General features: G+C 65.6%; 17 protein-coding genes. 5 read left to right on the forward strand and 12 right to left on the reverse strand.

The window, feature by feature from the left end:
- Positions 1 to 6: 6 nt before the first annotated feature.
- From BLV47_RS18260 to BLV47_RS18270, 3 genes are all read right to left on the reverse strand, one after another.
- Complete coding sequence (locus BLV47_RS18260; protein ID WP_092315856.1) at positions 7 to 1,350, reverse strand: HEAT repeat domain-containing protein; 1,344 nt, start codon at positions 1,348 to 1,350, stop codon at positions 7 to 9.
- A 4-nt stretch (positions 1,351 to 1,354) separates the two neighbouring features.
- Positions 1,355 to 2,581: an RtcB family protein gene (locus BLV47_RS18265; RefSeq protein WP_092315858.1), complete on the reverse strand. Its 1,227-nt coding sequence runs from the start codon at positions 2,579 to 2,581 to the stop codon at positions 1,355 to 1,357.
- A gap of 634 nt (positions 2,582 to 3,215) precedes the next feature.
- The gene (locus BLV47_RS18270; RefSeq protein WP_092315860.1) at positions 3,216 to 4,766 is read right to left on the reverse strand and encodes a vWA domain-containing protein; all 1,551 of its coding nucleotides are present in this window, start codon (positions 4,764 to 4,766) and stop codon (positions 3,216 to 3,218) included.
- Between the two features lie 204 nt (positions 4,767 to 4,970).
- Here BLV47_RS18270 and rtcR point away from each other — a divergent pair, with 204 nt between their 5' ends.
- The gene (rtcR, locus tag BLV47_RS18275; RefSeq protein ID WP_092315862.1) at positions 4,971 to 6,575 is read left to right on the forward strand and encodes an RNA repair transcriptional activator RtcR; all 1,605 of its coding nucleotides are present in this window, start codon (positions 4,971 to 4,973) and stop codon (positions 6,573 to 6,575) included.
- On the opposite strand, the gene BLV47_RS18280 is transcribed toward rtcR, so the two are convergent.
- The gene (locus BLV47_RS18280) at positions 6,572 to 6,991 is read right to left on the reverse strand and encodes a PaaI family thioesterase (protein ID WP_092315864.1); all 420 of its coding nucleotides are present in this window, start codon (positions 6,989 to 6,991) and stop codon (positions 6,572 to 6,574) included. The two genes, rtcR and BLV47_RS18280, sit on opposite strands and share 4 nt — an antisense overlap.
- A 196-nt stretch (positions 6,992 to 7,187) precedes the next feature.
- Between BLV47_RS18280 and BLV47_RS18285 the strand changes: the two genes are divergently transcribed.
- The gene (locus BLV47_RS18285; protein WP_092315866.1) at positions 7,188 to 7,985 is read left to right on the forward strand and encodes a DUF4349 domain-containing protein; all 798 of its coding nucleotides are present in this window, start codon (positions 7,188 to 7,190) and stop codon (positions 7,983 to 7,985) included.
- Positions 7,986 to 8,400: 415 nt separating this feature from the next.
- Here the strand turns inward: BLV47_RS18285 and BLV47_RS18290 are convergent, their stop codons facing one another.
- A complete protein-coding gene (locus BLV47_RS18290; protein ID WP_092315868.1) occupies positions 8,401 to 8,949 on the reverse strand; it encodes an ATP phosphoribosyltransferase regulatory subunit in 549 nt (182 codons plus the stop codon).
- A 512-nt stretch (positions 8,950 to 9,461) separates the two neighbouring features.
- Positions 9,462 to 10,553, reverse strand: a complete 1,092-nt coding sequence (locus BLV47_RS18295) for a DUF1615 domain-containing protein (protein WP_092315870.1) — start codon at positions 10,551 to 10,553, stop codon at positions 9,462 to 9,464.
- A 372-nt stretch (positions 10,554 to 10,925) separates the two neighbouring features.
- Between BLV47_RS18295 and BLV47_RS18300 the strand changes: the two genes are divergently transcribed.
- Positions 10,926 to 11,540: a LysE family translocator gene (locus tag BLV47_RS18300; RefSeq protein ID WP_092315872.1), complete on the forward strand. Its 615-nt coding sequence runs from the start codon at positions 10,926 to 10,928 to the stop codon at positions 11,538 to 11,540.
- Between the two features lie 63 nt (positions 11,541 to 11,603).
- Entirely contained in the window at positions 11,604 to 13,154 is a 1,551-nt protein-coding gene (locus tag BLV47_RS18305) for an FAD-dependent oxidoreductase (RefSeq protein WP_092315874.1), read from the forward strand.
- Positions 13,155 to 13,183: 29 nt separating this feature from the next.
- Here BLV47_RS18305 and BLV47_RS18310 read toward each other — a convergent pair whose 3' ends face one another.
- The 6 genes from BLV47_RS18310 to BLV47_RS18335 form a co-directional block, all read right to left on the reverse strand.
- A complete protein-coding gene (locus tag BLV47_RS18310; protein ID WP_092315876.1) occupies positions 13,184 to 15,658 on the reverse strand; it encodes a TonB-dependent siderophore receptor in 2,475 nt (824 codons plus the stop codon).
- Between the two features lie 103 nt (positions 15,659 to 15,761).
- On the reverse strand, positions 15,762 to 16,733 hold the full coding sequence (locus BLV47_RS18315) for a FecR domain-containing protein (RefSeq protein ID WP_092315878.1): 972 nt from the start codon (positions 16,731 to 16,733) through the stop codon (positions 15,762 to 15,764).
- The gene (locus tag BLV47_RS18320; RefSeq protein WP_060838618.1) at positions 16,730 to 17,251 is read right to left on the reverse strand and encodes a sigma-70 family RNA polymerase sigma factor; all 522 of its coding nucleotides are present in this window, start codon (positions 17,249 to 17,251) and stop codon (positions 16,730 to 16,732) included. The genes BLV47_RS18315 and BLV47_RS18320 overlap by 4 nt, the downstream gene beginning before the upstream one ends.
- A 117-nt stretch (positions 17,252 to 17,368) precedes the next feature.
- Positions 17,369 to 18,343, reverse strand: coding sequence for a porphobilinogen synthase (hemB, locus tag BLV47_RS18325; protein ID WP_092315880.1), 975 nt, complete (start codon positions 18,341 to 18,343; stop codon positions 17,369 to 17,371).
- Positions 18,344 to 18,594: 251 nt separating this feature from the next.
- Positions 18,595 to 19,446 carry a PhzF family phenazine biosynthesis protein gene (locus tag BLV47_RS18330; RefSeq protein ID WP_092315882.1) on the reverse strand — a complete coding sequence of 284 codons (852 nt, stop codon included), beginning with the start codon at positions 19,444 to 19,446 and terminating at the stop codon, positions 18,595 to 18,597.
- Positions 19,447 to 19,992: 546 nt separating this feature from the next.
- Complete coding sequence (locus BLV47_RS18335; RefSeq protein ID WP_092315884.1) at positions 19,993 to 20,697, reverse strand: glutathione binding-like protein; 705 nt, start codon at positions 20,695 to 20,697, stop codon at positions 19,993 to 19,995.
- A 217-nt stretch (positions 20,698 to 20,914) separates the two neighbouring features.
- Between BLV47_RS18335 and BLV47_RS18340 the strand changes: the two genes are divergently transcribed.
- On the forward strand, positions 20,915 to 21,571 hold the full coding sequence (locus tag BLV47_RS18340) for a histidine phosphatase family protein (protein WP_092315886.1): 657 nt from the start codon (positions 20,915 to 20,917) through the stop codon (positions 21,569 to 21,571).
- Positions 21,572 to 21,685: the final 114 nt, after the last annotated feature.

Genomic DNA, 21,685 nt, shown 5'->3' on the forward strand with positions numbered 1-21,685 from the left:
CTTTCTTCACAACAGCCGTTTGACCGAACCGGCGGGCAGTTCCCCTGCCGCTTCCATGGCCTGCAAGCGCTGCACCATGGCTTCACGCAGGGGCTTGGGGGTGACCGGGTCGAACATCCCGTAGCGGCCATCGCACCAGTGCGCCAGGGTTTCGCGCCAATAGTCGGCCTCGCTGCCGCCCTGCCCCAGGCGCCACAGCAGGTACTCCAGCTGGCGCCAGCCCGGCTTGAGGGCCAGCAGGGCCCAGCTCCGCGCCTTCGGCAGATCGTGCCAGTGCTGGTCCAGACGCTGCTCCAGGGTCTCGTCGAACACCGCCCAGGGTTGTTCGTGCAACAGGCCCAGGGCGCAGTTGAAGACCTTGTCCGAGGGGTCGTCCAGGGCCGCCAGTTGCTCGGCCATGCCACGTTCACCCAGGGTCTGCAGGGCCAGCAGGCGCACACTCGGCGCCGGCGAGGCCAGGGCCTGCCGCACCATGGCGTCGGCCATGGGTTCCTGCAGCTCCTTGATGAGCCCCAGCAGGCCCAGCCAACTGCGCTTGTTGCGTGGTGCCGGCTGTTGCAGCCGTTGCCGCAACACCTCACGCGGGTCCAGCCCGTGACGGGGCGCAGCCCAGTGGGCCAGGCAACGCAAGGCCCCCGAAGGGTCCAGCAGGGACTGACTCAGATACTCGCGAGGATCGTCCAGCAATGGCAGCAACAAGCGCAGAGCCCTGACCCGCACACTGGCGCCGCAACTGTGCATCACCTCCTCCAGCAAAGGCACGGCCTGCGTGGCCGGCAATTGAGCGCAGGCATCCACCGCCATCTGCCGCACGCTGACCTCCCGGTGGCGCAGCGCCCGGGCCAGCAACGCCGCCCGCTCCGGCGCCTCTTCGAGCAACAGCTCGAAGACAAAGCGCGCGGCCTTGCCCCGGCAACCGGCAAATGCCTCTTCAACTTCTTCGCGTACCTGGGCCAACTGCAGCACCGAACGCGCCCGCTGCAGGGTCGCGCCGTGGTCGGCGCGCTGCTTGCCGACCAGGGCCAGCAGCGGCGTCAGGCTCTGCAACAGCAGCCCGGCGCGCTCTGGCGCCAGATAGCCCTCCAGCGCCGCGGCGGCCTCCTGGCGCACCTGGGGCACCCAGTCGTTGAGCCGCTCCAGGAACACCGCCAGGGCCTCGGCCGAAGGCTGCGCGGCCAGGTGGCGCACCGCCGCCTGACGCACGAAACCGTTGCCGAAGCGGCTCAGTTCCAGCCAGGCACTGTGCCGGTCCAATTCCTCCAGCACCTCCCGCACGCGGCGGGCTTCGTAGTCGCTCAACTGGTAATGCCAGCCGGGCGGGGCCGCTATCAAGGCGTCCATGTCGTCCATTGTTCTACCCCTTTACGCACACCACCTGACGCAGGGTGTGCAGCACTTCCACCAGCTCGCGCTGGGCGTGCATCACTTGGTCGATGTCCTTGTAGGCCATCGGGATTTCATCGATCACCGCTTCATCCTTGCGGCACTCCACATGGGCGGTCGCGCGGATCTGGTCGGCCAGGGTGAAGGTGTTCTTGGCCTTGGTGCGGCTCATGGTACGCCCGGCACCGTGGCTGCAGGAGCAGAACGCCTCCTCGTTACCCAGCCCGCGAACGATGAAGCTCTTGGCCCCCATCGACCCCGGGATGATCCCCAGCTCGCCCTTCTTAGCCGACACCGCGCCCTTGCGGGTCACCAGCACCTCTTCACCGAAGTGGCGCTCCTTCTGCACGTAGTTGTGGTGGCAGTTGACTGCCTCCAGCGCCACTTCGAAGGGCTTGCGGATCACCTGGCGCGTGGCCTGGATCACCAGTTGCATCATCAGTTCGCGGTTCTGCCGGGCAAAATCCTGGGCCCAGGCCACGGCTTCCACGTAATCGTCGAAGTGCTGGCTGCCTTCCTCGAAGTAGGCCAGGTCGCGGTCCGGCAGGTTGGCGATATGTTGACGCATATCGGCCTGGGCCAGGTGAATGAACAGGTTGCCGATGGCGTTACCGACGCCGCGGGAACCGCTGTGGAGCATGAACCAGACCCGGTTGGCCTCATCCAGGCAGACCTCGATGAAGTGGTTACCGCCACCGAGGGTTCCCAGGTGCTTGCGGTTGTTGCTGTTGGCCAGGGCCGGGTACTTATCGGTGATCGCCTTGAAGCGCGGATGCAACGCCGCCCACGCCTGGTCGGCCTGATTCGGTACGTCACCCCAGGCACCCTTATCGCGACCGCTACGGGGCGAGGTACGACCGTGGGGCACTGCCGCTTCGATGGCGCTGCGCAATCCGGCCAGGTTATCCGGCAGGTCGGCGGCGGTCAGCGAGGTACGGGCGGCGATCATTCCGCAACCGATATCCACCCCGACCGCGGCCGGAATGATCGCGCCCACCGTGGGGATCACGCTACCGATGGTCGATCCCTTACCCAGGTGCACGTCGGGCATCACCGCCAGGTGCTTGAAGATGAACGGCATCTTCGCGGTGTTCATCAATTGCTGGCGGGCTTCGTTTTCCACCGGCACGCCCTGGGTCCACATCTTGATCGGCTTGCCGTTGGCGACTTCCAGCAGTTGGTAGGTTTTTTGTTCCATGTCGTTGACTCTTTTTCCTGTGGCCGCTGATTCGGCCTTGTTCAATAGGGTGTGCAGGAGCCGGGGCGCAGAAGACGATCTCAGGGGCCTCTTCGCTGGCAAGCCAGCTCCTACGGAGTTGCGGTGTTCGGTGCAGGCCGGGCCTGCGGGCAGCGACAAGGGAACAGGCACATTTGCTCTACCGACTGAGCTACAGCCTTGCGGCTGGCGGGGCTCGAACCCGCGACAACATGTAGTACCCGTGGCATTCGCTGCCATCCCGCCGAGGCGGGGAAAAAGATGCGACGACAAGGGTCGATGAAACAGTGCGTTCGTGTTCTGTCCATTGAACCACGGCGCCGTTTTCCAGCACCGGCGGGAATCGAACCCGCATCTCGAACCTGGGATGTAGTTCCACCAGCATTCGTCGCAAAAACTGCAAAAAAGGTGGCACGACAAAATTAGTGACTGATGGCCGGATTCGAACCGGCTTAACCAGGATGTACAGCCACTGGCATTCGTGCCGTCACCGGCCCTGACAAGAGTTGCTGAGACGCCTTGGGATGTAGTCACAGCGGCATTCAGGGCCAATGAGCAAAAAATCTTCGCTGTGCGCCGGCTGGCCGGCGCACGGTGTACCTCCATGTTCTGTCGATCAGGGCGCCATGGCCTCGATCGCCTTGACCCAGTGCTGCGCACCGTAGGTGCCGCGGGTGAACTGCTCGATCACATCGAACACCGCGTCACTGAAGCCGCCGACGTTGAGGATATCCTCGCGGTCCGGCGCCTGGGTCGTGGCCCCCGGCTGCATGTCGATGCACACCAGCTTCGCCTGCGGGTTGATGGCCCGGATCCGCTCCCACTGGCGCATGGTTTCCGTGGCCCCGTGACGCCGCGCATCGATCCACGACTCGTTGTCCGAGATCAGGATCAGGGTGTCCACGCGGCTCTTGGCGTTGGCCAGTTGCGCCAGGGGCGCCGAGCAGTTGGTCCCGCCTCCGCCGATGTTGGCCAGCTTCTGCGCATTGCTCATCACGCTGTCCCGCGGGTTCAGGTGAATGTTCACCACACCCCGCTCGAACGGCATGACCCGCGCCGCCGGCTGCTTGCGCAACACCGCCGCTGCCACCAGTGCCGCCACATCGATGCAGCGCACCGCGGTGGTGGCGCCCTGGCGGTAGCCGGTGACCGGGCTGTGCATCGAACCCGAGACATCCGGGCAGACCACCACGTTGCCCGCCAGTGCCGGCACGTTGGCCAGGGACAGCTCCAGGGCATCCTGCAGCGCCTCGCGGACCGCTTGCGGCACCTCCTCGCCGGCCATACGGTAGGCCGCCAGCAACTGGTACGGATAGACCCGGGCCTTGGCCACCTCGGTGGCATCCGCCAATCGCGCCGCCACGTACTCGGTGCAACCCGGCACCTGGAACGCGCCGTGGCGCGCCAGGGTGTTGAGGTTCATGCGCAGCCCCTGCCAGCCCATGTTGCGGGCCTGCGCGGCCCATTGTTCGGCGCTCAGTGTTTCGTTGCCGAGCAACTGGAACGGCACCTGCGGCACTTCCTGTGTCGCCCCGCTGCGAAACGCCAGCAGGTCGCGGGTCAGCCCGGGCAGCGCCTGCACATCCACCGGCTTGCCGATCACCCAGGCAAAGAAGGCTTCGCGCCAGGCCTCGCTGGGCTTGGGGTGAACCATCTTCACCACGTCCGCCAGGGACGGCTTGCTGCCGATCGATGCCTGCAACAGCTGACGCTCGCTGGCCGTGTTCAACCAGTTCTGTACCAGGCGCTTGGGCTGCGACCCCAGGGATTTGCGCCCGGTCACGCCGCTGCGCAGGATCTGCACGAAGTTGCGCAGCATCTTGCCGTTGTCCACCACCTGGGCGAACAGCTCCGGCACCAGGGCCGAACGTTGCGCGGTCAGCGCCGCCAGCAGCAGCGCCGGCATGTCCTTCATATGGCCTTGCTGGCGAGCGTAACGGGCGGCCCGGGCGACGAAGCGGCTGTCCAGCTCGCTCACCAGTTGCAGCACCGCCTCCAGCTGGCCTTCAGGCGAGGTGTAGAAGGTCGAGTTCAGGCAACCGGTGACCGCCAGCTGGGCCAGGCGATGCTTGGCGTTGTAGGCATAAGCCCCGGCCTTGGAAGCGTTCAGGGTGGTGCTCGCTGGCGCTTTTGCCTGTTGGGTGTTGAACAGCTGGAAGTTGGCCATCTTGGCGTCTCGCTCTGTTGTCTCGTTCGTTGCCAGATACATTGCAGCCGCTGTGCCAGGTTTTGATTTTTCAGCAAATTATTTTTTAACTTATTGATTTATAACGTTTTTATTTTTATCCAATTTTTCATCGGCCATTCAACAAGACAAACGTCACGAAAATTTTATATCTTTGCCTATCGCTTTTTATCTTCAGGTATAAACATGTCGAGCAAACCTACGGTCGCCATCGGCTTTATCGGCTCCACCCTCGATCGCGTCGGCAAGGGCGCCAATCGCTGGAGCCATTGGCGGCCCACGGTCGGCCTGTGCCAGCAGCAGGATGTGCTGATCAACCGCCTGGAACTGATCCACGGCCTGGACGCCCGGGATGTCAGCCTGGCCGAGCGGGTGGCCAACGACGTGCGCCAGGTGTCGCCGGAAACCGAAGTGCGCCTGCACCCCATGGGCCTGAACAACCCTTGGGACTTCGAGGAGGTGTACGCCGCCCTGCACGACTTCACCAGCGCCTACCCGTTCGACACCGAACGCGAGGACTACCTGGTGCACATCACCACCGGCACCCACGTCGCACAGATCTGCTGGTTCCTGCTGACCGAGGCGCGCTACCTCCCTGCCCGGCTGATCCAGACCTCGCCGGCCCGGCGCCGCGACCCCGGCGGGCAGGCCACCGGCACCCACGCGCTGATCGACCTCGACCTGTCGCGCTACGACCGCATCGCCTCGCGCTTTGCCCACAAGCGCCTGGAAGGCCTGGCCTTCCTCAAGTCCGGGATCGCCACCCGCAACCCGGCGTTCAACCGCTCCATCGAGCAGATCGAACGGGTGGCCGTGCGCTCCCGGGCACCGATGCTGCTGATCGGCCCCACCGGTGCCGGCAAGTCGTTCCTGGCCCGACGCATCTATGAACTCAAGCGCGGCCGGCACCAGGTGCAGGGGCGCTTTGTCGAGGTCAACTGCGCCACCCTGCGTGGCGACGGCGCCATGTCGGCGCTGTTCGGGCATATCAAGGGCGCCTTCACCGGCGCCCAGAATGCCCGCGACGGCCTGCTGCGGGCGGCGGACGGCGGCATGCTGTTTCTCGACGAGATCGGCGAACTGGGGCTGGATGAACAAGCGATGCTGCTCAAGGCCATCGAAGAGAAGCGCTTCTTCCCCATGGGCGCGGACCAGGAGGTGCAGAGCGACTTCCTGATCATCGCCGGCACCCACCGCGACCTGCGCGGCCGGGTGGCCCAGGGCCTGTTCCGCGAAGACCTGTATGCGCGAGTCAACCTCTGGACCTTCAACCTGCCGGGACTGGCGGGACGCCGCGAAGACATCGAGCCGAACATCGATTTCGAGCTGGAACGCCATGCCCGGGAGCAAGGGCAACTGGTGCGTTTCAACCTGGAGGCGCGGCGCCGCTACCTGGCCTTCGCCAGCTCCAGCGAAGCGGCCTGGCTGGGCAACTTCCGCGAGCTGTCGGCGTCCATCACCCGCATGGCCACCCTGGCCGACAGCGGGCGCATCGACCAGGCCCAGGTCGAAGAGGAAATCCAGCGCCTGCGCCATGCCTGGGGCCTGGAGAATGCCGAGGATGAACTGCAGCAACTGTTGGGCGAGGATGTGGAGATGGACCTGTTCGACCGCCTGCAACTCAAGGCGGTGATTGCCGAATGCCGCCGCGCCGACAGCCTGTCGGATGCCGGGCGCCGGTTGTTTGGGGTGTCGCGCCTGGGCAAGGCCAACCCCAACGACGCCGACCGCCTGCGCAAGTACCTGGCGCGCTTCGGCCTGGACTGGAAACAGATCAACCCCGGCGACTAATCCCGCGGCGCCGGCACTGCGAATACCCCGCTGGCCCGCGCCACTTCACGCTCGCCGACCCGCAGCAGCACCGTGGCAAAGGCCATCTGCCGGCCGCGCTTGGCATGCTCCAGGCGCACCTCGATCCACTCCCCGACCTGCACCGCCCCCAGGTAGTCGAGGGTCATGCTGGCGGTGATCAGCGGCAACGGCGGCTCGCTGGAAAACGCCATGGCGTAGCCCATGCCAATGTCCGCCAGGGTGGCGATGATGCCGCCATGCACCGTGCCCCGGCCGTTGGCGTGGCGGGTGTCGGCGCGCAGGCCGAGGCACAGTTCGCGGCCACTGCCGCGACCATAGACCGGGCCGATCAACTCCAGCAGCGGGCTGCTGCGGGGCAACGGACTGAAGCCCGGGGGAATGTCCGATTCGCTCATGAGGTTCTCCTTGAACCGCTGGGTAACGAGGGTTGCACAGGGCGACAGGTGTAGCCCTGATTGACCACGGCGCCTATGAGCATCAGCCAGGCAAATTGGTGAAAATAAGTTGCACCGCGATCGTGGTGATCCTGGGAACAGCGGTAAGATGCGCGCCTGCGCCCTAGCCGCAGTTTCCAGTATTCAAGGAGCCTCCATGCAGCATCAGGACGATCACCCTGCCATCCCCCGTCGACTGGCCTTTGCCCTCTTCGGCGCCCTGGCCCTCAGTGCCTGTTCCCCCAGTGATCACAACAACTCCGCGGTGGCCCTCGGCGGCGCCCAGGGCAAGGCTGGCGCCCTGCTGGCCTACGAACACGAACTGACCCTGTCCCTGCCCGCCGAACAGATCGGCGCGCACCTGGAACAAACCCGCGAATCCTGCGAAAAGGCCCAGTTTGGCGCCTGCAACATCCTGCTTCTGGAACAGAGCAAGTACCGCGCTCGGGTGGTGTTGCGAATCGTCCCGGACGGTGTCGAACCCATCGTCAAGCAGGCGTCCCAAGGGGCCGAACTGGGCGAGCGGGTCACCAGCGCCGAAGACCTGGCCGACGCCGTGGCCGATGTGCAACGCCAGCAACAGCGGCTCAAGGCCCAGCAGCAGCGCCTGGATGAACTGGCGGCGCGCAAGGACATCGGCGTCAGCGACCTGATCGCCCTGAGCAAGGAGCAGGCCGGCATCGAGAACGACCTGCAGGCCCTGGCCCAGGCGGCTGCCGGACACCAGCGCCGCCTGGACACCAACCGCCTGACCCTGAACTTCCTGCCCAGTGACGGCGCAGAACGCGGCTCAAGCCTCAAGCGCGCCCTGCGCAACCTGCCGGACAACCTGGCCGAGGGCACTGCCGCAGCCCTGGAGAAAGGCAGCCAGGCCCTGCCCTTTGTGATCCTGGCCTTCCCCCTGGCGCTGCTGTGGGTCTGGCTGTGGCGCAAGTTCGTCCGCCGCCGCCCCTGAACCCGCCGTAGGAGCCGGCTCGCCGGCGAAGAGGACCGCAAGCCTTGCATCGCCCTGGCGGACGTCTTCGCTGGCAAGCCAGCTCCTACGGTTAGCCCACACATCGCGCAAGGCCCCGTAGGAGCCGGCTTGCCGGCGAACAGGACCACAAGCCTTGCATCGCCCTGGTGGACGCCTTCGCTGGCAAGCCAGCTCCTACGGTCAGCCCACACATCGCGTAAGGCCCCGTAGGAGCCGGCTTGCCGGCGAACAGGACCACAAGCCTTGCATCGCCCTGGTGGACGCCTTCGCTGGCAAGCCAGCTCCTACGGTTAGCTCACACACCGCGTAAGGCCCCGTAGGAGCCGGCTCGCCGGCGAAGAGGCCCGCGAATCCTGCAGCGCCCTGACGGACGCCTTCGCTGGCAAGCCAGCTCCTACGGCTGGGGTTGCAGCGCCAGTTGCAGGCGTTCCAGGCCAATGCCGAAGCCGGCACCTTCACGGTAGGCGCCGGCACCCACCACTTGCTGTTGCGCGCCCAACTGCGGGCAACGCACCTCGAAACCCTCGCCATTGAGGTAGTAGGTCAGGCCGCGCTTGACCCCAAGGTTGAGCTCGTACTCCAGGCCCAGAGCATCCAGAAAGCCAACGCACAGTTCCCGCGCGCGCTCCAGCGCCTGCAAGGGTTCTGACCCCAATATCTCCAGGCCCAACTGGGTGAACTCACGGTAGCGCCCGGCTTGCGGGCGCTCGTAGCGATAGCAGCGGGCAACATAGAAAAACGCCGCCTGTTCGCGCCCCGCCAGCAGCTCGCCGGCGGTTTCCTGGAACAGCGCGGTGGCTTCCGGGATCAGGCAGCAGGGCCGTCCGGCCTTGTCGTTGAAGGCCCACATCTGGCCGATGACTTCACTGCCGCCGGCCTTTTCGATAAAGGTGTCCTGACCCCACAGCGCCGGGACAATGACTTCTTCAGCACCCGCTGCGATGAAGCCAGCTCCGGAAGCGTCCTTCCAGGGTGCGCAGGGCGGCGGCTTGTGTACCGGTGATCATTCGAGTGCCACGGAGCATGGTCATGGGTATTTCCTCTTGGTTTTTGACTGGCAATAAAAAAGGCGCCTTGTCGGGCGCCTTGGTTTTTTCATCGTTGGTCAGTGATCGCAGGGTCTGGATGACTGACCGCTCGACGCGCACACGCGACCACGGCCCCGAAGCTGAGGTCGATGGTGATGCAGGCGGGAGTCGAGGCTGGAAAAATTCATGGCGCATCCTGCCACGCGGCCCAAGTGCCTGGCAAGCCAGGCACTTACCGTAGGAGCCGGCTTGCCGGCGAACAGGGCCGCAAGCCTTGCATCGCCCTGGTGGACGCCTTCGCTGGCAAGCCAGCTCCTACGGCAGGCAGGAACACCTCAGCGCACGACCGGCGAACAGGGCCTTAAGCCCTGCATCGCCCTGGCGGACGCCTTCGCTGGCAAGCCAGCTCCTACGGCAGGCCCTTGGGTTACAGCGGCCGTTGCAGGCAGCGCTGGTAGCGCTCGTCCACCCGTTTGGCGAACCAGGCGGTGGTCAGCTGGCGGGTGATCTTCGGGCTCTTGAGTTCGATGCCCGGCAACTGCTGGCGTGGCACGGGCCGGCCGGCGCTGCGATCGGCCAGGGCAAACACCTGGCGGTACAGCTCGGTCTGTGGGAAGTCCTCGCGGTCGCCCTTTTCCAGCTGCTCGCGGATCTGCGGGTTGCGCAGCCCCAGCTGTTTGCCCAGGGTGCGCACCGCCAGCTCGGTACTGCCGGGCAAGAGCGAGTCGTAGCGGATCAGGTCGCCATCCAGGGCCAATTTGATCCCGCTGAGGCGGCTGACCGCGGCCTGGAAGGCGGCGTTGCGACTGGCGTACCAGCCGGCGTTGAAGTCGGCGAAGCGGTACAGCGGTTGCGGGTAGTCCACGGGGTAGCCCAGCAGGTGGGCGATGCCGAAGTACAGGCCACCACGGCGGCTGAAGACTTCATGGCGAATCGTGCCCTGCACCGGGTAGGGATAACCCTGGGCATGCTGCTGGGCAAACTCGATGCTGACCTGCATCGGCCCGCCGGTGTGCACCGGGTTGAAACGGCCGAACAGGGTCTGGCCCAGGGGCACCATGCCGATGAAGTCATCGAAGATTGCGCTCAGCTCCTTCTCGGTTCGGGCCCTGGCCAGGCGCTGGCTGTAGGACTGGCCGTGCGCGTCGCGCACTTGCAGGGCGGCGCTGACCAGCAGCGCCGGCACATGCACCTTGGCCGCGCGACGGTCGATTTCCTCCCGGGCAATGCGCCCCAGGCCCGGCACTGTCGGGTCGACCTGGAAGGTCGATTCCTGCTCGGTCACCGCCAGCACCGCGCACAGGTTGCTCTGGCTCGGCTCCAGCCCCTGGGCGCTGAAGGCCACCTGGATGTCCCGGGCCCAGCCCTGGCGGTCGCCGACCTGGGCCGGCAGCAGGCGCAGGATCCGCGCCTGGGTCTGCTCCGGGGTCAGCGTCGGTGCCTGGGGGCCGCGCGGGCTGGCGCAACCGGCCAGCAACGACAGGCCCAGGAAACAGCTGAGAAGACGGTGGGAAACCATGGGACTCCGCAAGATGGCTGGACGAGGGCCGTATCAGTAAAGCAGCGGCATGGGGCGTTCGACCAAGGAATACCAACGCTGTTCCCGTCCCCCCCTGAAGCTGCTGCCGCTGGCTGCGCAAGCTGTGGGCGGTACTCGTCGCAGGGATGCGACGCTCTCAAGGCCGATTGAGGTTCGGCGGCGGATTGCCAGGCAAGGCCCTGCGGACCGAACGCGGCCCGACCTTTCGCAGCTTCCCAGGCTCAATTGCGGCTCCCGGCTAAAATCCTTCTATTGCCAGCGTGGCCAGGTGTATGTTGATGGCCCCGAGCCTCAACGCGTCGCCCCGGGCAGACCTGGCCCGACACACGCCCTCAATGGAGTGACACCCGGATGTTGACCCTGGATTTTCTGCTCACCAGCCTGATCGTCGTGCTGATTCCCGGCAGCGGCGTGATCCTGACCATTTCCACCGCCCTGGTGGCCGGCAAGCGCGCCAGCCTGTTCACCGCCATCGGCTGCACCGCCGGGATCGTCCCGCACCTGCTGGCTTCGGCCCTGGGCCTGTCGGCGATCCTGCACACCAGCGCCCTGGCCTTTCAGGGGCTGAAATTCGCCGGGGTCGCCTACCTGCTGTACCTGGCCTACGCCACCTGGCGCGACCGTTCGGCGTTCGCCGTAGACAGCCAGTCAGTAAGCCGCGGCGCCGGCGCGCTGATGCTCAAGGCCTGCCTGCTGAACATCCTCAATCCCAAGCTGACGATCTTCTTCCTGGCCTTCCTGCCCCAGTTCATCCGGCACGACGGCGCCGATCCGCTGCTGCAGATGGTCACCCTGAGCGGCGTGTTCATGGCCATGACCTTCCTGGTGTTCGTGCTCTATGGCCTGCTGGCCAACCTGTTCCGCACCGCGGTGATCGAGTCGCCCAAGGTGCAGAACTGGTTGCGCCGCAGCTTTGCCGCGAGCTTCGCCGGGCTCGGCCTGAACCTGGCCTTCGCCCAGCGCTGAGTCCGCGGCAGGCGCCGCCCGCAGCCAGATGCATGACGTTGATCTCCTGACGAGGGCAAACACATGAACTGCAGCGACGTACTGATCATCGGCGCCGGCCCGACCGGTCTGGTGCTGGCGCTCTGGCTACGCCAGCAGGGGATCAAGGTCCGGATCATCGACAAGACCCAGGGCCCGGGCACCACCTCCCGGGCCCTGGCAGTGCAGGCCCGGACCCTGGAGCTGTACCGCCAGCTGGACCTGACCCGGGCCATCGTCGAACGCGGCCACCACGTGCCGGCGGTCAACCTCTGGGTCCGCGGCGAGCGCGCGGCCCAACTGCCGTTCAACGCCATCGGCGAGGACCTGACCCCCTACCCGTTCCTGCAGATCTTTCCCCAGGACGAACACGAGCAATTGCTGATCGAGCGCCTGGCCCTGCTCGGGGTCAGCGTCGAACGGGGCACCGAACTGCTGGCCTTCACCGATCACGGCCACTTGATCAACGCTCGCCTGCGCGGCCCCGACGGCCGCGAGGAACACTGCCAGGCCTTCTACCTGGCCGGCTGCGACGGCGCCCGCTCCACGGTGCGCAAGACCCTGGGCACAGGCTTTCCCGGTGGCACCTATCAACAGGTGTTCTATGTCGCCGATGTCGAGGCCAGCGGCCCAAGCATCGACGGCCAGTTGCACGTGGACCTGGACGACGCCGACTTTCTCGCGGTGTTTCCCCTGGCCCACAGCGGCCGCGCGCGGCTGATCGGCACGGTGCGCGACGAGCGTGCCGAGCACCCGGAAAACCTGCGCTTCGAAGACGTCAGCCAGCGCGCCATGCGCCAGCTCAAGGTCGAGGTGAATCAGGTCAACTGGTTCTCCACCTACAAGGTGCATCACCGGGTGGCCGAGCAGTTTCGCTGCGGCCGGGTGTTCCTGCTGGGGGATGCCGCCCACGTGCACAGCCCGGCCGGCGGCCAGGGCATGAACACCGGGATCGGCGACGCCATCAACCTGGCCTGGAAACTGGCGGCGGTGCTCAGCGGCAGCAGCGCCGAAAGCCTGCTGGACAGCTATGAGATCGAACGCATGGAATTCGCCCGGCGCCTGGTGGCCACCACCGACCGGGTGTTCAGCTTTGCCACCGCCGATGGCCCGGTCGCCTACCTGGCACGGACTCGCCTGGCCCCCCTGCTGCTGCCGAAGATCGCCGCCTTCGACCGTGCCCGGGAGTTTCTCTTTCGCACCGTGTCGCAGATCACCCTCAACTACCGGGGCATGCCCCTGAGCGCCGGCGGCGCCGGCCCGGTGCACGGCGGCGATCGCCTGCCCTGGGTCCGCGACGGCGAGCACGACAACTTCGACAGCCTCGATCACCTGGGCTGGCAGGTGCATGTCTACGGCGTCACCAGCAACGCGGTACAGGACTGGTGCGCCGAGCACCGGGTGCCGTTGCGCATCTTCGACTGGCGCTCGGCCCACGCCCACGCGGGGCTGGCGCGCAACGCCCTGTACCTGCTGCGCCCGGACACCTACGTGGCGCTGGCCGAACGCTCCGCCGACCCGCGGGTGCTGGAGCGCTATTTCCGCGAGCGCGAAATCTCCCCGCAGAACGGCGTGGCCAACCACAAACCGCGCTGATCCGGGCTCGGCGCACGCCGCCAGGGGCCTTAGAAGTCGGCCTTGACCGACAGGGTGAAGTTGCGTGGATCACCGTAGAAGTTGCCGAAGCCTTCGGTGCCGATGGTGGTGTAGTAGCGCTTGTCCAGCAGGTTGTTGCCGTTCAGCGCCAGGGACCAGGTGTCGTCGAGCCGATAGCCGATGCGCCCGTTCCAGATCGCGTAGCCGGCCTGGCTGATGTGCTTGCCGCTGGTGGGCGAGACTCGGTAATTGTCGCTTTGCGCGTTGACCCCGGCCCCCACGGTGAAGCGCTCCAGGGCGCCGCCCAGTTGGTAGTCGCCCCACACCCGCAGCAGGTGCCTCGGTACGTAGGAATTGAACGACTGGCCGTTCTTGCTGCTGTCGGCGTCCTCCAGGGTCTTGGTCTGGGTGTAGGTGTAGCCGGCCAGCACTTGCAGGCGCTCGATCACCTCACCGCTGAGTTCGGCTTCAAAACCCTGGGCCCGCACCTTGCCCGAGTTCAGCGAGCAGGTGCTGTCAGGGCAGGCCGGATCGTCCTGCTGCGCATCCTCCTGGATCGTGCGAAACAGGCTCAAGGCGCTGTTCAGGCGACCATCGAACCACTCGCCCTTGATTCCCGCTTCATAGCTCTTGCCCACCAGCGGCTTGAGGGACGCACCGTCCAGGGTCCGATAGCTGCCCTGGGGAGTGAAGATGCTGGAGTAGCTGGCGTAGGCCGTGAGGTTGTCAGTGAGGTCGTACAGCACCCCGGCGAACGGCGTGACCTCGCCGGTTTCCTTGGAACGGGCACTGCTTGGGGTGCGGGTGTCGCGCCAGTAGGCCACGGCATCGTTCTGCGACTTGTACCAGCTGACCCGGCCGCCCATGACCAGGGTCAGCGGGTCGGCCAGTTTCAGGCGCAGGGTGGAGTACAGCCCTTGCTGCTGGATCCGCAGATCGGATGGACCGCCACGGGAGGCGTTGCCCTCGTAGTAGCTGGCATCGGGCTTGGGCAGGTGGTGATCCGGGTCCAGCACGTTCTGCCGTTGCGGCAACACCGCGACGGCGTAGAAGTCGTCCTTTATCGAGCGACTGGCGTTGGCACCGAAGGTCAGCTCGTGCTCCTGGCCAAAGGCCTGGAAGCGCCCATCGACATAGGCGTCGAAACCGTAGTCCACCTGGTCGTAGTCATAGATGCTGCCCAGCATCAGGGTGCTGGAGCGGCTGGCACCGACCGGCACCGAGCCACTGGGGAAGGCGTACTCGATGTCCTGGGTATTGCGGCTGTAGACCCCAGCCACCTTCAGCGCCCAGTCGTCGTTGAGCTGCTGGCGCAGGTCGGCGAAATAGGTCGCGCGCTTGCTGCGCGAATTGTTCCAGGCGGTGTTCAGGCAGGTGGAACGGCCGAGCTTGAGGTCGCTGCCGTCGCTGTAGCGCGGCAGGCCGCCCCAGCACGGGCGCGAGTCGACGTCTTCATAGGCCATGCCCAGGCCCAGGGTGGTGGCGTCGCTGAGGTCGAAGTCCAGGGCGCCGTAGTAGACCTGGTCCTTGCGCTCGCCCAGGTCATAGAAATACTGCCGGGTCTGCTGGGTCACCACCGCTCGGCCACGAAGGGTGCCGGCGTCGTTCAACGGCCCGCCGGTGTCCACCTGGGCCCGGTAGTTGTCCCAGCTGCCGGCGGACATCGTCAGTTCGGTGTGGGGCGTGGCCTGGCCGCGCTTACGCACGAAATTCACCGAGCCGGCAGTGCCACCCGCGCCCTTGAGCATGCCGGCAGCGCCACGCAGGATCTCCACCCGGTCATAGAAGGCCATGTCGCTGCTGAAGCTGTCGGCCTGTACGTAGCTGCTGCCCATGTCCAGGGGCACGCCGTCGTACTGGTACTGGCCGGTCATGCGAAAGCCCCGGGAGTAGAAATACTTGCCGCCCATGGGCGAGTCGTAAAGGGTGATGCCCGGGGTCTTCTCCATCACTTGGTCGATGGTGTTGAGATTCTGGTCATCGAGCATCTTGCGGGTGATCACGGTCACCGACTGCGGGGTTTCCTTGAGCGAGTGCTGGCCCTTGCCGATGGTCACCGCACCGGTGGTGTAGGAGCCGGAGTACTCGGTGGTGGCGCCCAGTTCCTGGCCCTGTACCTGGGTGACGCCCAGCTCCAGGGCGCCGCTGCCCTGGGGCAGCGGGCGCAGCACGTAGCTGCCGTTGCTCTGCGCTTCGGCCTGCCAGCCACTGCCGGCGAGAATCCGCGCAAAGCCTTCCTGCACCCCGTATTCCCCCTTGAGCCCGGGCGAATGCAGGCCGGCGGTCTGCCGCGCATCGAAGGAAATCGCCGCCCCGGCGGCGCTGGCGTAACGGCTCAGCACCTCGGTGAGATCGCCGGCGGCAATGTCGAAGCGGCGCACGGCGCTCTGTTCGCTGGCCGCCACTGCGCTCAACGGCAGCAGTGCCGCCCCATGGACCGCCAGTGCACCGCAGAGCCCGAGCTTGATCGCCCGAGCCAACTTCGACTTGTGAACATCAGACATGCTTGGCCTTCCCCGCTAACGAAAATGAATCCACTGGGGGATAAGCCGGATCAGAACGGGCAAAAGTGCAAAGACCGGAATAATTATTTTTTACCGCTTGGTTTCAGCCGACGCGGCGCTGGGACACCCGCACCCAATAGCGCGTGTAGCGCTCGATACGCAGCGAGAAACCGCTCTCAAGCGCTGCCAGGGCGCGGTCGGTGTCATCGATGGGAAAGGCCCCTGAAATCCTCAGCCCGGCGATCTGCGGATCGCACTGCAGCACTCCGTGGCGGTAGCGCGACAGGTCGGCCAGCAAGTCCCCCAAGGGGCGGTCGAGGGCGATGATGCTGCCCTGGCGCCAGGCGCCCACCGACGCATCGTTGGAGCGCAGCGCAGCAAAGCCTGCAGCGCTGAACGCCAGTTGCTGGCCGGCCTCGACTCGACGCGGCACGCTACCGTTGCCCAGGCTGACCTGCACGCCCTGCTCCAGCACCGCCGCCCGATCCTCGTGTTCGTCGCTGCGCAACACGAAACGCGCGCCCTCGGCCTGGACCTCACCGTGGCGCGAGATGACCCGCAATGGCCTGTGCAACGCATCAACGCCAGCGCTCACCAGCATCTCGCCCCAGAGCAACTGCAACCGGCGCTGCTGACCGTCGAAAGTGACATTCACCGAGGTGTCGGTGTTGAGCAGCAATGCGCTGCCGTCCGCCAGGCGCACTTCGCGGCGCTCGCCGACCTGGGTCCGATAGTCCGCCAACAGTTGCTGGGCGCTGTCGCTGCGCCAGCCCAGCCAGCCCAGGGACCCGGCCGAGGCCAGCACCACCAGGTTGCGCATCAGCTCGCGGCGCGAACGCCCGGCCCCGCGCAAGGTCGGGCCGGCCAGGCCACCAGGCAGGGCCGACATCTGCTCGCCCAGTTGCTGCATGCGCTCCCAGGCCTGGCGATGCAGGGGGTCGGCGGCCAGCCACTCGCGCCAGGCCGCTTGCTCCTGTTCGCTCGCTGTGCCGGAGCGCAACTGCGCATACCAGCGCGCCGCGCCGCTGATGGCCTGGCGCTCGGCGACGCTCAGTTGCAGGCTGGCAAAACTCATGACAGCTGCATCCGCATCTGCATCAGGCAGCAATGCTCCATGGCCTTGGCCATGTAGTTGCTCACACTGCGTACGGAAATCTGCAGGCGCTCGGCGATCTGCTCGTAGGTCAGGCCATCGCACTGCGACAGCAGGAAGGCTTGCTTGACCTTGGGCCCCAGGCCATCCAGCAGACGGTCGATTTCCATCAACGCCTGGAACAGCACGCTCTGTTCCTCCGGCGACGGGTGCTCGCCCTCGGGCACCCGGGCCAGGGCTTCGAGGTAGGCCTGCTCCAGGGAGCGACGACGAAACAGATCGATCAACAGGCCCCGGGCAATGCGCGACAGGTAGGGCCGCGGCTCGCGGATGTCCTGCGCGTTACGGGCCTTGAGCACCCGCACGAAGGTGTCCTGGGCCAGGTCGGCGGCATCGAAGCCATTGCCCAGGCGCTGGCGCAACCAGCCCTGCAGCCAGCCATGGTGATGGGTATACAGATCGGTGACGGCGCAGCGCAGGGATAAGTCGTCGGCGGGCATGACAGTAAGGATTCATATTTGATAATGAATCGCATTGTCATGTAGAGGCGGAAGTCTTGGCAAGAGCCACGAACGCCGGGCGGCGTTCATGGCGGGACGCTTTGGGCAGGTGCGGGATCAGATCCCGGCCAGGGCCAGGTCCATGGCGAAGTAGGTGAAGATCAGATCGGCGCCGGCGCGCTTGATCGAACCCAGGCTTTCGCGCACCACCCGCTGCTCGTCGATGGCCCCGGCCTGGGCGCCGAACTTGATCATCGCGTACTCACCGCTGACCTGATACGCCGCCACCGGCAGGCGCGAGGCCTCGCGGATATCGCGAATGATGTCCAGGTAGGCCCCGGCGGGCTTGACCATCAGCGAGTCGGCGCCTTCCTGCTCGTCCAGCAGGGATTCGCGCACCGCCTCGCGGCGGTTCATCGGGTTCATCTGGTAGCTCTTGCGGTCGCCCTTGAGCGCACTGCCACCGGCCTCGCGGAACGGGCCGTAGAGCGCCGAAGCGAACTTGGTGGAATAGGCCATGATCGGCGTCTGGGTGAAACCGGCGGCATCCAGGGCCCGGCGGATGGCCTGGACCTGACCGTCCATGGCCGCCGAGGGCGCGATCACGTCGGCGCCGGCACGGGCCGCGGCCACCGCCTGCTTGCCGAGGTTGACCAGGGTCTGGTCATTGTCCACTTCATGGCCGTGCATCACGCCGCAGTGGCCGTGCTCGGTGTATTCGCAGAAGCAGGTGTCGGACATCACGATCATCTCCGGCACCGCGTCCTTGGCGATGCGCGACATGCGCGACACCAGGCCGTTTTCCTTCCAGGTATCGCTGCCGTCGCAGTCCAGATGGTGAGACACACCGAAGGTCATCACCGACTTGATCCCGGCGCGGGCGTAACGCTCGATCTCCCCGGCCAGCCTGGATTCCGGAATACGCATCACCCCGGGCATGCTCTTGATCGGCACGAAATCGTCGATTTCCTCCTCGACGAAAATCGGCAGCACCAGATCGTTGAGGGTGAATTCGGTTTCCTGGAACAGACTGCGCAGTTGTTCGGAGCGACGCAGGCGACGGGGACGGGCTTCTGGGAACTGGCTGGACATGATTTTTCCTAAGGCTGAGCGCGAAACAACACGAGCGATGACGAAAAAAGGCTGAAAGCTTATGCCCAGAGCGGCCGAGGTACAAACCCGCCGGACTCAAGAAAGCCTTGCGAAACCGGTAATAATCGCCGCCCAGCCCGCGATTCATGGGGTTGGCCCAGGTCCGCAGTTGACGGCCTGCGACCATCTGACGCAATGCAGAGGAGCAGCTGCAAGCTGCAAGCTGCAAGCTGCAAGTGCTGGACTTGCAGCTAGCAACTTGCCGCTAGCAGCTTGCCCTCAATACAAGTGACGGCAGCGCCACCAATCCACACCTCGTCGCCCACCTGCTCGACATCGATGACCCCGGCGCGGCCCATGCTCAGCCCCTGGCTGACCCGGTAGCGCGACGGCGCCAGCCCGGCGCCCAGCAGCCACTGGGCGATCCCGGCATTGAGGCTGCCGGTGGCCGGGTCCTCGGGCATGCCGTCGCCGGCGATAAAGGCCCGCACCTCGAACTGTGCGTCGGTGTCATCACGCTGCGGATCACAAGGCGCGATCACCCCGACGGCCAGGCCGATCAGCGCCGGATAGTCCGGTTGCAGATCCAGCACTTGCTGGCGCTCGGCGAGCATCACCGCCAGCCAGCCGGCACCATTGTCGACCCACTGCGCCCGCACGATGTCCCCGGCGTTCAGGCCCAGGCCACGGCATACCTGCTCCAGCACCTCGGGCTCCACCGGGCCGGACTTGAGCAGCGGCGGCGCGAGAAAGGCCAACTGATCGCCCTGACGGCGAATGCGCACCAGGCCGACTTCACACTCCTGAATGATCTCCTCGCCCTGGGGCACCCCACCGGCTTCGAGCCAGGCGTGGCAGCTGCCCAGGGTCGGGTGACCGGCGAAGGGTAGCTCCTGGAGGGTGGTGAAGATCCGCAGACGGTAGTCGGCGCGAGGGTCGCGGGGCTTGAGCAGGAAGGTGGTTTCGCTGAGGTTGGTCCAGGTGGCGAACGCGGCCATGCGCTCGGCGCTGAGATCGTCGGCGTCGAACACCACGGCCAAGGGGTTGCCCTTGAGAGGGGTGGCGCTGAAGACGTCGATTTGTTTGAAGTTCAGGGCGGGCATGGAGGGAGCCTGTGGTGTTTGTTTTTTTTGGGGGGTGAAGTGTACATATTCGTTACTGCGGGTGGGGCTGCTGCTGGTTCAGCTCTTACAGCGAGTCACTTTGAAAAGCCCCAAGTCACCAAAGGCTCCTGCCCCTCCACTCGGTGCCTGGCATAGCGAGGCATGCCCGAACTCCGGCATTGATCCGTGGGCCGCCGCACTGCCGGCCTGAGGATGAAATGGGGAGTACCTCCCCCACCTCCCGTAGGAGCTGGCTTGCCAGCGAAGGCGTCCTCCAGGGCGCTGCATGTCTTGCGGGCCTCTTCGCCGGCAAGCCGGCTCCTACAGGTAGCGCGTAAACGCGCTTGGCTCTTGCCCTTGATCTTCAGGCCCCTTCCCAGCCGGAGCGAGGGGCCCATGGAGGGGCAAGCGTTTTTGCTTACTTTTTGCTGGGCCGGCACTCCGGCGTTTGACAAAAGGGACTCGCCGTAAGGGCGAAACCCTAAGCAGCCGTTACCGCAGCACCGGATATGTACCCCCCTTCGCGCCCCCCCTTAAAAAACCACCTCAACCAACCTTGGGAATCTCCAACCCACGAATCACCGCCGGCCGCGCCACAAACTTGGCCAGCACCCGCTGCACCTCTGGGAAGCTATCAATCCCCACCAACCCGCCCGCCTCATAAAACCCGAGCAAATTGCGAATCCACGGAAAGGTCGCAATATCGGCAATGGTGTAGCGCTCGCCCATGATCCACTCGCGCCCCACCAGATGCTTGTCCAGCACTCCCAGCAACCGCTTGGCCTCGTTCACGTAACGCTCCAGCGGCCGCTTGTCCTCGTATTCCTTGCCGGCGAATTTGTGGAAGAACCCCACCTGCCCGAACATCGGCCCGATGCCGCCCATCTGGAACATCAGCCACTGCAGGGTTTCATAACGCGCCGCCGACTCCTGGGCCAGCAGTTGCCCGCTCTTGTCCGCCAGGTAGATCAGGATCGCCCCCGACTCGAACAGCGCCAGCGGCTGATCGCCCGGGCCGTGGGGATCGAGAATCGCCGGGATCTTGTTGTTCGGGCTGACGCTGAGGAACTCCGGGGTCATCTGGTCCTGGGTCTCGAAGCTGACGCGGTGCGCTTCATAAGGCAGGCCGATCTCTTCAAGCATGATCGAGACCTTGACCCCGTTGGGGGTCGGCAGGGAGTACAGCTGAATCCATTCGGGGAATTGCGCAGGCCATTTCTGGGTAACGGCAAAAGCGGAAAGATCGGTCATGACAGGCTTCCAATGACAGTCAAAGGGGGGCGCCACACAAGGCAACGGTCGAGGATTATCCGCCGGGTTTTCTTAAATCGGCAACACACCGTGGTTAGTCTGGCGCTGCATCGAACCAAACGCCGTCCAAGGACTCAGAAGCACTGCCTTCACCGGCCGTGATGACAGGGAATACACAGGTTTGTCAGCCTCCACCCTTGCGCTGAAGAAGCTCGCCATGCCCCTGTTACGCCATCTCAAGAACCGCGCCTACCTGCTGCTCCCGGCCGTGTTGCTGGGCAGCGTCTTGTCCCTGGAATCCAGCGCCAGCCGTGCACAACCGGCGGACGGCACCCAGACCCTGGTGTTCCTGCGCCACGCGGAAAAGCCCGCCGGCGGCCTCGGCCAGCTCAACTGCCAGGGCCTGAACCGGGCCCTCGACCTGGCCACGTTGCTGCCGGAAAAATTCGGCAAGGCGCAGTACGTGTTCGCCGCCGACCCGACGCGCAATGTCGAGGAAGGCGAGCAGGACAATTCCTACAGCTATATCCGTCCGTTGATGACCATCAGCCCCAGCGCGATCAAGCTCGGCCTGCCGGTGAACATCGACTTTGCCGCCAACGACACCAGCGACCTGGCGGACGAGCTACTGCACGACCGCTACCACAACGCGACCATCTACACCGCCTGGTCCCACGGTTACCTGCCGGAGCTGATCAACAAGGTCGCCGCCCAGGCCGTGGGCCAGAAGCGCCCGATCACCGAAGACTGGGCCTCCAACGACTTCGACTCGCTGTACGTGCTGACCCTGACCTGGCGCAACGGCAAGGCCAGCCTGCACAGCCAGAGCTACAAGCAAGGCCTGGACAACCGCGAGCAGGATTGCCCGAGCTGAAGGTTCCGGACTACACCCGCCCTCCGCCCCTGTAGCCGCTGCCGCAGGCTGCGAACGGCTGTGCAGCAGACGCGGCGCTCTTAAGGCCATCAGGTATTCGACAGGAGGTCGCCA

Source organism: Pseudomonas saponiphila, from assembly GCF_900105185.1.
Lineage (GTDB): Bacteria > Pseudomonadota > Gammaproteobacteria > Pseudomonadales > Pseudomonadaceae > Aquipseudomonas > Aquipseudomonas saponiphila.

What these genes read in the sequence shown, in the direction of transcription:
- BLV47_RS18305 (WP_092315874.1), top strand. Translation starts at nt 11,604, where the DNA reads ATGAACTGCAGCGACGTACTGATCATCGGCGCCGGCCCGACCGGTCTG.
- BLV47_RS18315 (WP_092315878.1), bottom strand. Translation starts at nt 16,733, where the DNA reads ATGAGTTTTGCCAGCCTGCAACTGAGCGTCGCCGAGCGCCAGGCCATC.
- BLV47_RS18295 (WP_092315870.1), bottom strand. Translation starts at nt 10,553, where the DNA reads ATGGTTTCCCACCGTCTTCTCAGCTGTTTCCTGGGCCTGTCGTTGCTG.
- BLV47_RS18310 (WP_092315876.1), bottom strand. Translation starts at nt 15,658, where the DNA reads ATGTCTGATGTTCACAAGTCGAAGTTGGCTCGGGCGATCAAGCTCGGG.
- rtcR (WP_092315862.1), top strand. Translation starts at nt 4,971, where the DNA reads ATGTCGAGCAAACCTACGGTCGCCATCGGCTTTATCGGCTCCACCCTC.
- BLV47_RS18280 (WP_092315864.1), bottom strand. Translation starts at nt 6,991, where the DNA reads ATGAGCGAATCGGACATTCCCCCGGGCTTCAGTCCGTTGCCCCGCAGC.
- BLV47_RS18285 (WP_092315866.1), top strand. Translation starts at nt 7,188, where the DNA reads ATGCAGCATCAGGACGATCACCCTGCCATCCCCCGTCGACTGGCCTTT.
- BLV47_RS18335 (WP_092315884.1), bottom strand. Translation starts at nt 20,697, where the DNA reads ATGACCGATCTTTCCGCTTTTGCCGTTACCCAGAAATGGCCTGCGCAA.
- BLV47_RS18270 (WP_092315860.1), bottom strand. Translation starts at nt 4,766, where the DNA reads ATGGCCAACTTCCAGCTGTTCAACACCCAACAGGCAAAAGCGCCAGCG.
- BLV47_RS18260 (WP_092315856.1), bottom strand. Translation starts at nt 1,350, where the DNA reads ATGGACGACATGGACGCCTTGATAGCGGCCCCGCCCGGCTGGCATTAC.
- BLV47_RS18340 (WP_092315886.1), top strand. Translation starts at nt 20,915, where the DNA reads ATGCCCCTGTTACGCCATCTCAAGAACCGCGCCTACCTGCTGCTCCCG.
- BLV47_RS18320 (WP_060838618.1), bottom strand. Translation starts at nt 17,251, where the DNA reads ATGCCCGCCGACGACTTATCCCTGCGCTGCGCCGTCACCGATCTGTAT.
- BLV47_RS18330 (WP_092315882.1), bottom strand. Translation starts at nt 19,446, where the DNA reads ATGCCCGCCCTGAACTTCAAACAAATCGACGTCTTCAGCGCCACCCCT.
- hemB (WP_092315880.1), bottom strand. Translation starts at nt 18,343, where the DNA reads ATGTCCAGCCAGTTCCCAGAAGCCCGTCCCCGTCGCCTGCGTCGCTCC.
- BLV47_RS18265 (WP_092315858.1), bottom strand. Translation starts at nt 2,581, where the DNA reads ATGGAACAAAAAACCTACCAACTGCTGGAAGTCGCCAACGGCAAGCCG.
- BLV47_RS18300 (WP_092315872.1), top strand. Translation starts at nt 10,926, where the DNA reads ATGTTGACCCTGGATTTTCTGCTCACCAGCCTGATCGTCGTGCTGATT.